Here is a 14,903-nt window from a genome sequence, read left to right on the forward strand (position 1 = left end):
TAGTAAGGTAAAAGCAGCAGGAATGGGCGCGAACGGCATTGCGTTCATGCAGCTTGTTGCATGAACGCAGTCTCGCACTGAAATGGCAGGATTCGATATGACGAGCAGTCCCACCGTCAACCTTCTCGACCTCGACGCCCAAGGGCTTGTCGCTTACTGCGACAGCCTGGGCGAGAAGCCGTTTCGCGCCAAACAATTGCAGCGTTGGATTCACCAATACAACGCTGCCGACTTCGACGGCATGACCGATCTCGCGAAGTCCTTGCGCGAAAAGCTCAAGGGGCGCGCCACGATCTCGATGCCGGGCATCGTCAGCGACAATATTTCGACCGACGGCACACGCAAGTGGCTGATCGACGTCGGCAACAGCAACGCGGTTGAAACCGTCTACATTCCCGAAGAAACGCGCGGCACGCTGTGTGTGTCGTCGCAGGCCGGGTGCGCGGTCAACTGCCGTTTCTGTTCGACCGGCAAGCAGGGTTTCTCCCGCAATCTCACCACCGCTGAAATCATCGGCCAGTTGCGCATGGCCGAGTTCGCACTGCGCGCGTCGCGCGGCGTGGACGGCGGGCGCGCCACGGGTGGCGACGGCAAGGGCGAGCGGGTCGTCACGAACGTCGTGATGATGGGCATGGGCGAGCCGCTGCTCAATTACGACGCGGTCGTGCCGGCCATGCGCCTGATGCTCGACGACAACGCCTACGGCCTGTCGCGCCGCCGTGTCACGCTGTCCACCTCGGGCGTCGTGCCCATGATGGACCGGCTCGGTGCCGATCTGCCGGTCGCGCTCGCGGTCTCCTTGCATGCGCCTAGCGATCCGCTGCGCGACATGCTCGTGCCGCTGAACAAGAAGTACCCGCTGCGCGAACTGATGGCGGCTTGCCAGCGCTATCTGAAGGTCGCGCCGCGCGATTTCATTACGTTTGAATATTGCATGCTCGACGGCGTGAACGACAGCGAAGCGCAAGCGCGCGAATTGCTCGCGGTCACGCGCGACGTGCCGTGCAAATTCAACCTGATTCCGTTCAATCCGTTCCCCGAATCGGGCCTCATCCGCTCGAAACCGGAACAGATCAAGCGGTTTGCACAAGTATTGATGGACGCGGGCGTCGTCACTACGGTGCGCAAGACACGCGGCGATGATATCGATGCTGCCTGCGGTCAGTTGGCCGGCGCGGTGAAAGACCGCACCCGCCTCGCTGAGCGCACCGGGAAGGCAGCCAAGGTGATCGAGGTTCGCGCCGTGTAATCGCGCGGGGAAGGCAGGGCGCCCGCGTTCGGAGAAGCTCCGCGAACGCGCGACAACCTGCCGTGCCGGCGTCGATTGAAAAGAAAGTTTGCAGAAGCGATCGGAAGCGGCGCACAAGGCCGCACATTTTGTTATAAACGGTCTGCGATTCGGACGTGAGGCTTTAGCCCGTCCGGCTCGCACGAGTGAAAAAGAATCGACGCGAAAGGATTTGGGATGAGTGAGCCGCAGCACCCGCAGCCGCAGGACACAGACACGAACGAAAGCCATCCGGCGGCGATCGCACGGGCGGCGGTGCAGCCTGTTGTGCAGCCGGGCATGGATTCGTTGGCGGCGGTTGGCGCGCGCTTGACCCAATTGCGTGAATCGAAAGGCTGGACGATCGACGACGTGTCGGCGCGTTTGAAAGTGTCCGTCACCAAGTTGCGCGCGCTCGAATCGGGCGACATCAGCCACTTGCCGGATACGACCTTCGCGCTGGGCGTGGTGCGCAGCTACGCGAAAATGCTCGGTGCGGATCCCACGCCGTTCACGGCGGCACTGCGCCGCGAAAAGGGAGTGCCCGCGCCGGATCTGTCGATGCCGGCGTCGTCGGGTCGGGATTTGCCGCGGGGCAAGGTGTCGCTCTCGCTGGGCGGCAGTGGGCAAAAGAGCCGCTCGTGGCTGTGGGGCGTGGCGGCGGTGATCGTCGCGGTGATCGCGCTCGGCATGTGGCACACCAATGGCGGCGATTCGTCGGCCTGGCTGGCGCGCTTGAAAGCGAGCGCGAACGGTGCCGCTGGCGGCGCAACCGGCGCATCGGGCGCGGTGGCGCAGGGCCAATCGGCAGGTTCGGAAGCGACTGCGGAAGAGGCTGCTTCAGCGCCGGATACGCAGGCGGCAGCGGAGAATGCAGCGTCGGCTACGCCGATGCCCGCGCCGCTCGCCACGGGTGCGGCACCGTCGTCGGCGCCAGCAGTAACCGCGATGACGGCTGCGCCCAAGACGGGCTCGCAAGCGCCGGTTGTAACAACGGCGCCGGGCGCGAGCGCACCGGCGGCTACGGTGACGCCGGCTGCGGGTCAGTCGACCGTCGCGTTGAGCGTGAAGCAGGATAGCTGGTTCAGCGTGCGTGGCAAAGATGGCAAGGAAGTGTTCTCCGGCCTCGTGCACGCAGGCGATACCAAGGCAGTAACGGGCGAAGCGCCTTTCAAGGTCACGCTCGGCAACAGGGCCGGCCTCGACTCGCTGACGCTCGACGGCCAGCCGGTCGATCCCGCGAAATATGCGGCGGCCAAGGGCAACGTGGCGCGTTTCGCGCTGCCTTGACAGATACGGTATGCGCCGCGGCCAACCGGTCCGCGGCGCTTTTTCAATTCAGGCGCGACGTCTTTTGTGTGGCGCATGCGGCGTAAATGGGTTTTTCGATGCAATCCGAAGCTCAATCCCAATCCAGTAGCAAGATCGTTTCCAACGAGCCGGTGTTCGGCGGCCAGGCACCGCGGCGCAAGTCGCACGCGGTGGACGTCCGTTGGGGCGGCCAGCTCGTTACCATCGGCGGCGACGCGCCAGTGCGCATCCAGTCGATGACCAATACGGACACCGCGGACGCGATCGGCACCGCCATCCAGATCAAGGAACTGGCGCAAGCCGGCTCGGAACTGGTGCGTATCACGGTGAACACGCCGGAAGCAGCTGCGGCGGTGCCGGCCGTGCGCGAGCAGCTCGACCGCATGGGCGTGTCGGTGCCGCTGGTCGGCGACTTCCATTACAACGGCCATTTGCTGTTGCGCGATTACCCCGCGTGCGCTGAGTCGCTGTCCAAGTACCGGATCAATCCGGGCAACGTGGGTCACGGCGCGAAACGCGACACGCAGTTCGCGCAGATGATCGAAGCCGCGGCCAGGTACGATAAGCCGGTGCGTATCGGCGTCAACTGGGGCAGCCTCGATCAGGATCTGCTCGCGAAGATGATGGACGAGAACGCCGCGCGTTCCACGCCGTGGGAAGCGCAAAGCGTGATGTACGAAGCGCTCATCCAGTCGGCGATCGGCTCGGCGGAGCGGGCGGTCGAACTCGGTCTGTCGCGCAACCAGATCATTCTGTCGTGCAAGGTCAGCGGCGTGCAGGATCTGATCGCCGTGTACCGCGAACTCGCGCGCCGTTGCGACTTCGCGCTGCATCTCGGCTTGACCGAGGCGGGCATGGGTTCGAAGGGCATCGTTGCCTCGACCGCGGCGTTGTCCGTGTTGCTGCAGCAAGGTATCGGCGACACGATCCGCATCTCGCTCACGCCGGAACCGGGCGCCTCGCGCACCGGCGAAGTGATCGTCGGCCAGGAAATTTTGCAGACCATGGGTCTGCGCTCGTTCACGCCGATGGTGATCGCGTGCCCGGGTTGCGGTCGCACCACCAGCACGCTGTTCCAGGAACTGGCGTCGCAAATCCAGACCTATTTGCGTACGCAGATGCCGGTTTGGCGCGATCAGTATCCTGGCGTCGAAAAGATGCACGTCGCGGTGATGGGCTGCATCGTCAACGGTCCCGGCGAGTCGAAGCAGGCGAATATCGGCATCAGCCTGCCGGGCTCGGGCGAGAACCCGGCCGCGCCGGTGTTCATCGACGGCGAAAAGGTGAAGACGCTGCGCGGGGATAACATTGCGCAAGAATTCCAGCAAATCGTGAGTGACTACGTCGAGCGCAGCTATGGCCGCGCCACGGTAGCCAACTAAATATCGGCTCTCGAATACAGATGACTGAACAGAAGAAAAAGCTCGAAAAGCTCTCCGGCGTGAAGGGCATGAACGACATCCTTCCGCAGGAAGCCGGGCTGTGGGAATTTTTCGAAACGACCGTCAAGTCCATGCTGCGTTCGTACGGATACCAGAATATTCGTACGCCGATCATCGAGCATACGCAACTGTTCAAGCGCGGTATCGGTGAAGTGACCGACATCGTCGAGAAAGAGATGTACAGCTTTACCGACGCACTGAACGGTGAAAATCTGACCATGCGCCCGGAAAACACGGCAGCGGTGGTGCGCGCGGCGATCGAACACAACTTGCTGTACGACGGCCCGAAGCGTCTGTGGTACATCGGTCCGATGTTCCGTCACGAGCGTCCGCAGCGCGGCCGTTATCGCCAGTTCCATCAGGTCGGCGTGGAAGCGCTCGGCTTTGCCGGTCCGGATGCCGACGCTGAAATCATCATGATGTGCCAGCGTTTGTGGGACGACCTCGGGCTAATGGGCATCAAGCTCGAAATCAACTCGCTGGGCCTCGCGGATGAACGCGCGGCGCATCGTGTGGAATTGATCGCGTACCTCGAAAAGCACATGGACGTGCTCGACGAAGAAGCGAAGCGCCGTCTCTACACGAACCCGCTGCGCGTGCTGGACACGAAGAATCCGGCCATGCAGGAAGTCGCGCAGAACGCGCCCAAGCTGATCGATTTTCTCGGCGAAGAATCGCGCGCGCACTTCGAAGGTTTGCAGCGCATTCTGAAGGCGAACAACATCCCGTTCAAGATCAATCCGCGTCTCGTGCGCGGTCTCGATTACTACAATCTGACCGTGTTCGAATGGGTGACCGACAAGCTCGGCGCGCAAGGTACCGTCGCGGCGGGCGGCCGTTACGATCCGCTGATCGAGCAGCTTGGCGGCAAGCCGACGGCGGCATGCGGTTGGGCAATGGGCATTGAGCGGATCCTCGAGTTGCTGAAGGAAGAGCAACTCGTGCCGGAAGACGAAGGTTGTGACGTGTACGTGGTCCATCAGGGCGACGCGGCACGCGAGCAGGCCTTTATCATCGCCGAGCGTTTGCGCGACACCGGTCTCGACGTGATCCTGCATTGCAGCGCCGACGGTCAACCGGCCAGCTTCAAATCGCAGATGAAACGTGCCGACGCAAGCGGCGCGGCCTTCGCCGTGGTGCTCGGCGAAGACGAGATCGCCAACGGCACGGTCGGCGTCAAACCGCTGCGCGATACAAATGCTAACGGCGGTAAAAACGAGCAACAAAACGTGCCGGCCGAAGACTTGACCGAATTTCTAATCAATGCGATGGTTGCAACCGCCGAAGACGGCGACGACTGATCGCGATGTCGTCGAGCTGGTTGGTTTTCAATCGGATTCGACACGCACACGTAGCAAGAAAGAGGAAATCGCCGGGCAATGAGTTACCACGACGAACAAGAATCGATTGAAAGTCTGAAGGCATGGTGGACGCAGTGGGGCAATGCAACCACATGGATCGTACTGGTGGCACTGGTGGCCGCCGCCGGCTGGAACGGCTGGAATTTCTGGCAACGGCGCCAGGCGGCTGAAGCCGCCGTGCTGTATGACCAGGTGCAGCAAGCCGTGGTATCGGGCGACAAGGCGAAGATCACGCGCGTCGCCACCGACATGGAAGACAAGTTCAGCCGCACCGCGTATGCGCAAATGACCGCGCTGGGCGCCGCCAAGGCGCTGTACGCCGCGGGCGACGAATCCGCCGCGAAGGCGCAACTGCAATGGACCATCGATCACGCGAAAGATGACGAGTTCAAGCAGATCGCCAAGTTGCGTCTCGCTTCGTTGCTGCTCGACGACAAGGCTTACGATCAGGGCCTCGCATTGCTCGCCGAACCGCAGTCCGACGCGTTCAAAGGCATCGTGGCGAACGGCCGCGGCGATCTGCTCGCCGCCCAAGGCAAGCGTGACGATGCACGCGCAGCCTACAAGCTCGCGCTCGACTCGCTGTCGAAAAACGATAGCTCTGCACGCCAGTTGATTCAGTTCAAGCTGGACGCGCTGGGCGGCTGATCGCCGCACATGAGCGCCCCAATCAGCGCCGTGTGCAACGACCAACCGGTCTCTTTTAACTAATTTCCTGAATGCTTCGTCCACCGATGAATCTGCTGAAACGTTACGCTGTGCCCGTTGCCTGTGCGATGACCGTGCTCACCATGGCGGCTTGCTCATCCACGAAAGACGAGCGCCGCGTGCCCACGCCGCTCACCGAGTTCAAACCCGTGCTCGACGTGCAGCAGGCCTGGAAGGCGAGCGTCGGTAAGGCAGGCCGTTACCTGTTCTCGCCGGTTGCGGTGGGCAACGCGGTGTACGCGGCCGGCGCGAACGGTTCGGTGGCGAAGATCGATGCGCAGACCGGTCAGGACGTCTGGCGCGTCAAACTGCACGACGACCTGTCGGCAGGCGTCGGCAGCGACGGCACACTCACCGCGGTCGGCGGCCTGAAGGGCGACGTCTACGTGCTCGGCGCGGACGGCAAGCAACTCTGGACCGCGAAGGCGCCGGGCGAAATCATCTCGCCGCCGCTCGTCGGCAACGGCCTCGTGGTGGTGCGTACGGTCGACGGTCAGATCACCGCGTTCAACGCGCAAACCGGCGAGCAGAAGTGGAACTACCGCAATCGCGCGGTGCCGCTCAATCTACGCGTGTCGTCGGGCATGACATTCGCGGGTGACGCGGCCGTGCTGGCCGGTTTCCCCGGCGGCGCGTTCGCGGCGATCAACCTGCAAACGGGCGACAACTACTGGCAAACGCCGGTGTCCTATCCGAAGGGCGTGACGGAAGTGGAGCGCATCAACGACGTGACCGGTCCGCCCACGCTGGTCGGTTCGGAAACCTGCGCCGTGACGTTCCAGGGCCAGATTGGCTGCTTCGACGCGAACTCGGGCCGCGCCGTGTGGGAAAAGGCGTTTTCGAGCACGAGCGGTCTGGCGCAGGATGAGCGCGCCGTGGTCGCGGCGGACGACTGGTCGGTGGTGTCGGCGTTCGATACCAACAGCGGCGCGCCGCTGTGGAAGAACGACAAGCTGAAGAACCGCGACCTGAGCGTGCCGTTCATTCTGGGTCACGCCGCGGTGCTCGGCGACTATCAGGGCTACGTGCACTTCCTGTCCCGCGACGACGGCACGCTGGTCGCGCGCGTGAAGACCGACGGCAGCCCGATCACCGCAGCGCCGGTGCTCGCCGGCGAAACGCTGGTGGTGCTGACGCACGACGGCGATTTGTACGGCTACCGCCCGCGCTGATCGCGCGCAGCAATCGCTGTCTGGCGCGCAGGCCGGCTTCGCCGGCCGCGCGCGTTTTTACCGAGGTGCAGTTCGAGTTGTAGTGGCAGGGCAGAGTAAGTAAAAGAATTCCGCCGGACTGGCTGGTCCGGCAAGTCGGATCAGATATGGCGCGCGGGCCCACGTGGCCATCGGTGAGTGCTTGCGGCATCACCTTCGACGGCAGGTTCGCCAATACCGCACAGAATCGGTTTCGAACCGGCGTGCGAGCCGTCGAGCAATCAAGACTGAATCTGGCGGCCCGCTGGCGTCGCCCATACAGCCAAACCCCCGTCCGCCCGGGCGTGCATATTGACAGCACATCCGGGGCTGGCCGAATTCGTGATAATTTTCGTCAAACGCTGCCGTGTAGCGGCCGCATGGCGTCGCTACGCGGCCGGTCGATTTCGATCCCGCGTTTCACCGTGAACAACATCTGATGAAACCCGTTATTGCCCTCGTCGGGCGCCCCAATGTGGGGAAATCCACGCTGTTCAACCGGCTCACGCGCACGCGTGACGCGCTGGTTGCCGACCTGCCCGGTCTCACCCGCGATCGCCATTACGGCGAGGGGCGCGCCGGCGACCGGCCGTATCTGGTCGTCGACACCGGCGGCTTCGAGCCGGTCGCGAAAGAAGGCATCCTGCATGAAATGGCGCGTCAAACCCGCCAGGCGGTCGAGGAATCGGATATCGTCGTGTTCATCGTCGACGGTCGCAATGGCCTCGCGCCGCAGGACAAGTCGATCGCCGACTATCTGCGCAAGGTCGGCCGGCCGATTTTCCTGGTCGTCAACAAGGCGGAGGGCATGAAGTACAGCAACGTCGCCGCCGACTTCTACGAACTCGGCCTCGGCGACCCGCGCGCGATTTCCGCGGCGCATGGCGACGGCGTCACCGAAATGATCAACGAGGCGCTCGAAGTCGCCTACGCCGGCCAGCCGGAAGAAAGCGACGAAGAGAAGCAGACGCACGGCGTGAAGATCGCGATCGTCGGACGTCCGAATGTCGGCAAGTCGACGTTGATCAATGCACTGGTGGGCGAAGAGCGCGTGATCGCGTTCGACATGCCGGGCACCACGCGCGATTCGATCTATGTCGATTTCGAACGCGGCGGCAAGCCGTACACGCTGATCGACACCGCCGGTTTGCGCCGCCGCGGCAAAGTGTTCGAAGCGATCGAGAAATTCTCGGTGGTGAAGACGCTGCAGTCGATCTCCGACGCCAACGTCGTGATCCTGCTGCTCGACGCGCGCCAGGACATTTCGGAGCAGGACGCGCACATTGCCGGCTTCGTGGTGGAGCAGGGCCGTGCGCTGGTGGTGGGCGTGAACAAGTGGGACGGTCTCGATCCGCATGTGCGCGACCGCACCAAAGCGGACCTCGAGCGCAAACTGAAATTTCTCGACTTCGCCAAATTCCACTTCATTTCCGCCGCGGAAAAAACCGGGATCGGCCCGTTGATGCGCTCAGTCGACGACGCCTACGCAGCCGCCATGGCCAAGCTGCCGACGCCGAAGCTCACGCGCGCGTTGATCGATGCCGTCGAATTCCAGCAGCCGCGCCGACGCGGTCCGGTGCGCCCGAAACTGCGTTACGCGCACCAGGGCGGACAGAATCCGCCGATCATCGTGATTCACGGTAATGCGCTCGACGCGATCACCGAAACGTACAAACGCTATCTGGAAAACCGCTTCAGGGAAACTTTCAAGCTGACTGGGACTCCATTGCGCATAGAGTTCAGATCGTCGACGAACCCTTACGCGGATAAAGGCTAGACCTAGGCTGAAACCCGCGTGTGTGCTGGCTTTGGCCGCCTGGCCAAGCCTCCCGCGCAAAAATGAAAATCGGCTATAGTGTAGCGGTTGACGCTGGATCTCTTTTTCTTCCGCGTCAATTCAGTCAACCTGCAAAAAAATACGGAGTTTGCTATGAGCAACAAAGGGCAATTGTTACAAGACCCGTTTTTGAACGCACTGCGTAAAGAGCATGTGCCGGTGTCGATCTATCTGGTCAACGGCATCAAGCTTCAAGGGAACATCGAATCGTTCGACCAGTACGTCGTGTTGCTCCGGAATACGGTCACCCAGATGGTCTACAAGCACGCAATCTCGACAGTCGTGCCAGCCCGTCCGGTGAATTTCCACCCGGATTCTGAACAGTCCTAACCCCCGTCGCGGCCGGCGTAGCGTCGCCCGTTGGCGATTACTTCCGGCCGCCTCACTTTGATACCCTCCAATTTGATCAATGCAGCGCTTGTCGGCATCGACTTCGGTAAGATCGATTTCGAAGCCAGCCTGGAAGAACTCAGCCTGCTCGCGCAAAGCGCGGGCGCGAATCCCATAGTCACCCTCACCGGGCGCCGGTCCAGTCCCGATGCCAAGATGTTCGTCGGCAGCGGCAAGGCCGAAGAACTGCGTCTTGCGTGTGAGGCGAATGACATTGAACTCGTTATTTTCAATCACGCTCTGGCGCCTGCGCAGCAGCGCAATCTGGAGCAGGCGCTTAATCGGCGCGTGATCGATCGCACCAGTCTGATCCTCGACATTTTTGCGCAACGCGCCCGCAGCCATGAAGGCAAGCTGCAGGTGGAGCTCGCGCAACTGCAGTATCTGTCGACGCGGCTAATCCGCGCATGGACTCACCTGGAGCGGCAAAAAGGCGGTATCGGTTTGCGCGGCCCTGGCGAAACGCAGCTCGAAACCGACCGTCGTTTGATCGGCGAGCGCATCAAGGCGCTCAAGACGCGACTCGAAAAGCTGCGTCGTCAGCACGGCACGCAGCGCCGCGCGCGCAGCCGCAATCAGACCATGTCGGTGTCGCTGGTCGGCTACACGAACGCGGGCAAGTCCACGCTCTTCAACGCGCTCACCAAGGCTCAGGCGTACGCTGCGGACCAGTTGTTCGCGACCCTGGATACCACCTCGCGGCGCGTCTATCTCGGCGACGAAGCGGGGCAGGTGGTGGTGTCGGATACGGTCGGTTTCATCCGCGAACTGCCTCACCAGCTGGTGGCGGCGTTTCGCGCCACGCTCGAGGAAACCATTCACGCCGACCTGCTGCTGCACGTGGTCGATGCGTCGAGCGCGGTGCGGCTCGACCAGATCGATCAGGTGAACGAGGTATTGCACGCAATCGGTGCAGACACGATCCGGCAGGTGCTGGTCTTCAACAAGATCGACGCGGTGCCGGAGTTGGCGGCCCGTGGGGACGCGGTTGAAAGGGACGAGTATGGTAATATTTCGCGCGTCTTTTTGAGCGCGCGCACGGGGCAAGGGTTGGACACATTGCGCGCAGCCATCGCTGAAATCGCAACTGCCGAACCTCTTCCCGAAACGCTGGTCGATCTCTCGGAAGAGGACCGGTCGGCAGCACCACGCGACGACCGCAAGGTCCCAGAACTCGGGCACTGACCCGTTCCAATTGCACTGACCCGCTGTCTACTCTGGTGAACGAACACAGGTGAACGATTACAACGAGCGGAGTATCTGGGTGCGCATGCGCGCCATGCTGTCACTGAACGATCCGCGCTGGGGCCGGGGAGACGCCAATGGCGACCGGCAACGTCCCAACGAGCCGAAGCGTCCGCCGAACAAAGACGGCGAGGGACCGCCCGATCTCGACGAGATGTGGCGCGATTTCAACCGTCGTTTGAGCCGGGTGTTCGGCCGCAAGGGCGGCGGTGCGGGTGGCGGGCGTCCCGACAACGGTCGTAGCGCGCGGATCGGCGTGGGCATCGTGATCGGCGTGCTGCTGGCCATTTATCTCGGCAGCGGCGTGTTCGTCGTGCAGGACGGCCAGGCCGGTGTGGTGATGCAGTTCGGCAAGTATCGCTACACGGCGGGACAGGGCGTGCACTGGCGTCTGCCGTATCCGTTCGAAGCACATGAGCTCGTCAATATCGGCCAGATCCGCCAGGTGGAAGTGGGCCGCAACAACGTGGTGCGTCTCGCGAATGTGAAAGACGCGTCGATGCTCACGCACGACGCGGATATCGTCGATGTGCGCTTCGCCGTGCAATACCAGGTGAAGAAGCCGACCGATTACCTGTTTCGCAGCGTCGATCCCGATCAGGGCGTGATGCAGGCTGCCCAGGCGGCGGTGCGCAACATCGTCGGCGCGCGCAGCACCAATGACATCCTCTATCAGGATCGCGAAACAATTCGCCAGCAACTCATGGCGGCGATCCAGCAATCCCTGGATGAATATCAGTCCGGCCTCGCCGTGACCGGCGTGACGATCCAGGGCGTGCAGGTGCCAGACCGCGTGCAGGCCGCCTTCGACGACGCCGCGAAAGTCCGTCAGGAAAACGACCGCGCGAAACGCGACGCCGAAGCCTACGCCGCGGATCTTCTGCCGCGCGCGCAAGCCGACGTGGCGCGCCAGATCGACGCAGCGAAAACCTATAGCGAGAAGACCGTGGCCGAGGCACAAGGCGACGCCGAGCGCTTCAAGCAGGTCTACGCGCAGTACTCGAAAGCGCCCGCGGTGATTCGCGAGCGCATGTACCTGGACACCATGCAGCAGATCTATTCGAATACGACCAAGGTGTACGTGGACAGCAAGAGCGGCAACAACGTGCTGTATCTGCCGCTCGACAAGCTGGTCGAGCAGACTCGCCAGCGGGTCGCCGACGCTGCCGCCGCCTCAGGTGCGGCTGCAGGCGCCACCGCCGCGGCCGCGCCGCAAGCGGCGAGCAATGCCGCGTCGCCTTTGGCTACACCGTCCGCCTCCGCAACCGGCTCCGCGGCCTCGGCGCCTGCCGCCTCCGCCGCACCGGCCAGCCAGGCCGCATCCGGCAGCGACCCGCTGCGTTCACGCGACTCCTTCCGCAGCCGTATGCGCGAAGACGACGTTCAATAAGGAGCGCACATCATGAACAAGATCATTGCGCTCGTCGTGGCTGTTGTCATCGTGCTGTTCGCCGCTTCGTCGATGGTGTTCGTCGTCGATCAGCGCCACATGGCCGTGCTGTCCTCGCACGGCGACGAAGCGCCGAGCCTGCTCGGCCCCGGTCTGCATGTGAAATTGCCGCCGCCGTTGCAAGTGGTCACGCTGGTCGATAACCGCATCCAGTCGCTCGACGCGCCGGACGAAGACCGTTACGTGACGTCCGACAAAATCGATCTGCTCGCGAACCCGGTTCTCAAATATCGCGTGACCGATCCGCTCAAGCTGTTCGCCGAAACCCGCGGCGATGCGCAGAGCCTGCCGGACCGGCTCGCGCTGCTGTCGCGCGGCGCGCTCGGCGATGCGTTCGCGAAGGTCACGCTGTCCGACGCGCTCGCGCGGCAACAGGCCGTCGCCGACGAGGCGCGCGCTGCGATGGACAAGGCGGCGGCATCGCTCGGCGTGTCGGTGGTCGACGTGCAATTGACGCGCGTCGATTTTCCCGCGTCGATGGCGGACTCGGTCTACAAGCGCATGATCGCCGCGCGCCAGCAGGTCGCGGCCGACGAACGCGCGAAGGGCACGGCCGAAGCCGACAAGATCAGGCAGGACGCGATCGGCCAGCAACAGGCGATTCTCGCGGACGGTTATCGTCAGGCGCAGACCATCAAGGGCGAAGGCGATGCCAAGGCAGCGCAGATCGCCGCCGACGCTTACGGCAGTGACCCGCAGTTCTACCAGTTCTATCAAAGCATGCAGGCGTACAAGAACACCTTCAAGCCGGGCGACGTGATCGTGGTCGATCCGAGCAACGAGTTCTTCCGCTTCATGCGCAGCTCGACCGGCGGCGCCGCCCCGGACGCTCCCGCGGCCTCGCGCAAACCCTGATAACCGGAACGCCGCGGCATCCGCATCGCGGCGCTTTAACTCGCATGGATATAGCCGGCTCGTTACTGCTCGCGATCGCGTTGATGCTGATTATCGAAGGAATGTTTCCCTTCGTTTTTCCGAGCGCCTGGCGCGACACGTTCCGTAAAATAGCGGAACGGCCGCCGCATCAGATCCGGGTGGGTGGCCTGATCGTGATGGTGCTCGGACTGATCCTGCTGTTTGTCGTGACCTGAAGGCGCTTGTTTTGCCGGTGGCCTCGCGGCCCGACGGGGCGTGCGATCATCCGCGATCACCGTAATTACCCGCGGCCAGGTGCGACCGGCCGCCATTGCCCGCGGTGCTCTGAACGCCGCATCGTGCAACGCCCCGCGGCCAAAAGCCGGATGGGGTCGCTGCAGCCAATCCAGACGCCTGCGATGGCCGCCAAAATCGAGCCGCCGCCCGCCATTCACTCTCACTTACCGGCGCACCCAGCCGCCGTGTTCAACGTCGTAGGACTGTATCGATGTCGACCTGGTTACTTCCCGAAAACATTGCCGACGTGCTGCCGTCGGAAGCCCGCAAGATCGAAGAATTGCGGCGCCATTTGCTGGACCGTTTCCGTTCGTACGGCTACGAGATGGTCATGCCGCCGTTGCTCGAATACATCGAGTCGCTGCTGACCGGCGGCGGCCACGATCTGAATCTGCGGACCTTCAAACTGGTCGATCAGCTGTCCGGGCGCACGCTCGGTCTGCGCGCGGACATCACGCCGCAAGTCGCGCGCATCGACGCGCATCTGCTGAATCGCCAGGGCGTGACGCGTCTTTGTTATGCGGGCAATGTCGCGCACACGCGTCCGCGCGGCCTGCATGCCACGCGTGAGCAGATCCAGATCGGCGCGGAAATCTACGGTCACGCGGGCCTCGAAGCGGATCTGGAAATCCAGCAACTGATGCTCGACGCGCTGCGTCTGGCCGGTCTCGCGAAAGTGCGCCTCGATTTGTGCCACGCGGGCGTGCTCGCGGCGCTGATCGAAGCCGAGCCGGCCGCGGCCGAACTCGGGCAGTCGCTTTACGACGCCTTGGCGGGCAAGGACGTGCCGCGCCTCGTCGAACTGACAGCCAGCCTCACGCCGGTGATCCGCGACGCCTTGCGCGCGCTGCCCACGCTCTACGGCGACGCCTCGGTGCTCGACGAAGCCCGCGCGCGCTTGCCGAACGCGCCGGCCATCGCCCGCGCGCTCGACGACCTGGCGTTCCTCGCAAGCCAGGTGGACGGCGCCGAAGTGATGATCGATCTCGCCGATCTGCGCGGCTATGCTTACCACAGCGGCGTGATGTTCTCGGCGTATGTGGACGGCGTGCCGAATGCGGTAGCGCGCGGCGGCCGTTACGACCACGTGGGCCAGGCGTATGGCCGCGCGCGGGCGGCCACCGGCTTTTCGCTCGACCTGCGCGAAGTGGCGCGGATTTCGCCGGTCGAAGCGCGCAGCAGCGCGATTCTCGCGCCGTGGCAGCACGACGAAGCACTGCGCGTGAGCGTCGCCGCGTTGCGCGATGCCGGCGAGGTCGTTATTCAGGCGCTGCCCGGCCATGAACACGATCTGGACGAATTCGCTTTCGACCGCGTGTTGGTCGAGCGCAACGGCAACTGGGTCGTCGAAGCGCGAGCCTGAGCGTTCCGGCAGACCCGCCCGAGGGTGATCCTCAGGGCATCTCAGACGGCTTCGAACGTGCCGTTAAAACGCGGCGCGGCCATCGGCCGCGCTACTTTCGCAATACCCAACATAACGTGCATACCGTTGAGCGGAAACGGAAAAATTCGGAAGGTTCCGCGAACATAGGTAGAATACGTTTTTAACC

Annotated in this window: 13 protein-coding genes; all 13 read left to right on the plus strand. The window is 63.3% G+C overall.

Annotated features, from left to right (window positions below; all coding sequences use genetic code 11):
• Window positions 1-97: 97 nt before the first annotated feature.
• The 13 genes from rlmN (at window position 98) to B0G82_RS13170 (ending at window position 14,716) form a co-directional block, all read left to right on the plus strand.
• The gene (rlmN, locus tag B0G82_RS13110) at window positions 98-1,249 is read left to right on the plus strand and encodes a 23S rRNA (adenine(2503)-C(2))-methyltransferase RlmN (RefSeq protein ID WP_121308681.1); all 1,152 of its coding nucleotides are present in this window, start codon (window positions 98-100) and stop codon (window positions 1,247-1,249) included.
• Window positions 1,250-1,465: 216 nt separating this feature from the next.
• The gene (locus tag B0G82_RS13115; RefSeq protein ID WP_121307597.1) at window positions 1,466-2,557 is read left to right on the plus strand and encodes a helix-turn-helix domain-containing protein; all 1,092 of its coding nucleotides are present in this window, start codon (window positions 1,466-1,468) and stop codon (window positions 2,555-2,557) included.
• Between the two features lie 86 nt (window positions 2,558-2,643).
• Window positions 2,644-3,960, plus strand: coding sequence for a flavodoxin-dependent (E)-4-hydroxy-3-methylbut-2-enyl-diphosphate synthase (gene ispG, locus B0G82_RS13120; RefSeq protein WP_116140149.1), 1,317 nt, complete (start codon window positions 2,644-2,646; stop codon window positions 3,958-3,960).
• 20 nt (window positions 3,961-3,980) lie between these two features.
• Window positions 3,981-5,321: a histidine--tRNA ligase gene (gene hisS / locus B0G82_RS13125; RefSeq protein ID WP_121307598.1), complete on the plus strand. Its 1,341-nt coding sequence runs from the start codon at window positions 3,981-3,983 to the stop codon at window positions 5,319-5,321.
• Window positions 5,322-5,399: 78 nt separating this feature from the next.
• Window positions 5,400-6,029, plus strand: a complete 630-nt coding sequence (locus B0G82_RS13130) for a tetratricopeptide repeat protein (RefSeq protein ID WP_116140153.1) — start codon at window positions 5,400-5,402, stop codon at window positions 6,027-6,029.
• Between the two features lie 86 nt (window positions 6,030-6,115).
• Entirely contained in the window at window positions 6,116-7,261 is a 1,146-nt protein-coding gene (gene bamB / locus B0G82_RS13135) for an outer membrane protein assembly factor BamB (RefSeq protein ID WP_116117690.1), read from the plus strand.
• Between the two features lie 457 nt (window positions 7,262-7,718).
• Entirely contained in the window at window positions 7,719-9,056 is a 1,338-nt protein-coding gene (der, locus tag B0G82_RS13140; RefSeq protein ID WP_121307599.1) for a ribosome biogenesis GTPase Der, read from the plus strand.
• 153 nt (window positions 9,057-9,209) lie between these two features.
• Window positions 9,210-9,446, plus strand: coding sequence for an RNA chaperone Hfq (hfq, locus tag B0G82_RS13145; RefSeq protein ID WP_006051315.1), 237 nt, complete (start codon window positions 9,210-9,212; stop codon window positions 9,444-9,446).
• A gap of 30 nt (window positions 9,447-9,476) precedes the next feature.
• Entirely contained in the window at window positions 9,477-10,691 is a 1,215-nt protein-coding gene (hflX, locus tag B0G82_RS13150; RefSeq protein WP_199730082.1) for a GTPase HflX, read from the plus strand.
• A 49-nt stretch (window positions 10,692-10,740) separates the two neighbouring features.
• Window positions 10,741-12,141, plus strand: coding sequence for an FtsH protease activity modulator HflK (hflK, locus tag B0G82_RS13155; RefSeq protein WP_121307600.1), 1,401 nt, complete (start codon window positions 10,741-10,743; stop codon window positions 12,139-12,141).
• Between the two features lie 12 nt (window positions 12,142-12,153).
• A complete protein-coding gene (gene hflC, locus B0G82_RS13160) occupies window positions 12,154-13,056 on the plus strand; it encodes a protease modulator HflC (protein ID WP_121307601.1) in 903 nt (300 codons plus the stop codon).
• A gap of 44 nt (window positions 13,057-13,100) precedes the next feature.
• On the plus strand, window positions 13,101-13,292 hold the full coding sequence (locus B0G82_RS13165) for a DUF2065 domain-containing protein (protein ID WP_106313426.1): 192 nt from the start codon (window positions 13,101-13,103) through the stop codon (window positions 13,290-13,292).
• 272 nt (window positions 13,293-13,564) lie between these two features.
• Window positions 13,565-14,716 (plus strand): ATP phosphoribosyltransferase regulatory subunit, encoded by a 1,152-nt coding sequence (locus B0G82_RS13170; RefSeq protein ID WP_116140161.1) that lies wholly within the window; start codon window positions 13,565-13,567, stop codon window positions 14,714-14,716.
• Window positions 14,717-14,903: the final 187 nt, after the last annotated feature.

Source organism: Paraburkholderia sp. BL17N1, from assembly GCF_003634175.1.
Lineage (GTDB): Bacteria > Pseudomonadota > Gammaproteobacteria > Burkholderiales > Burkholderiaceae > Paraburkholderia.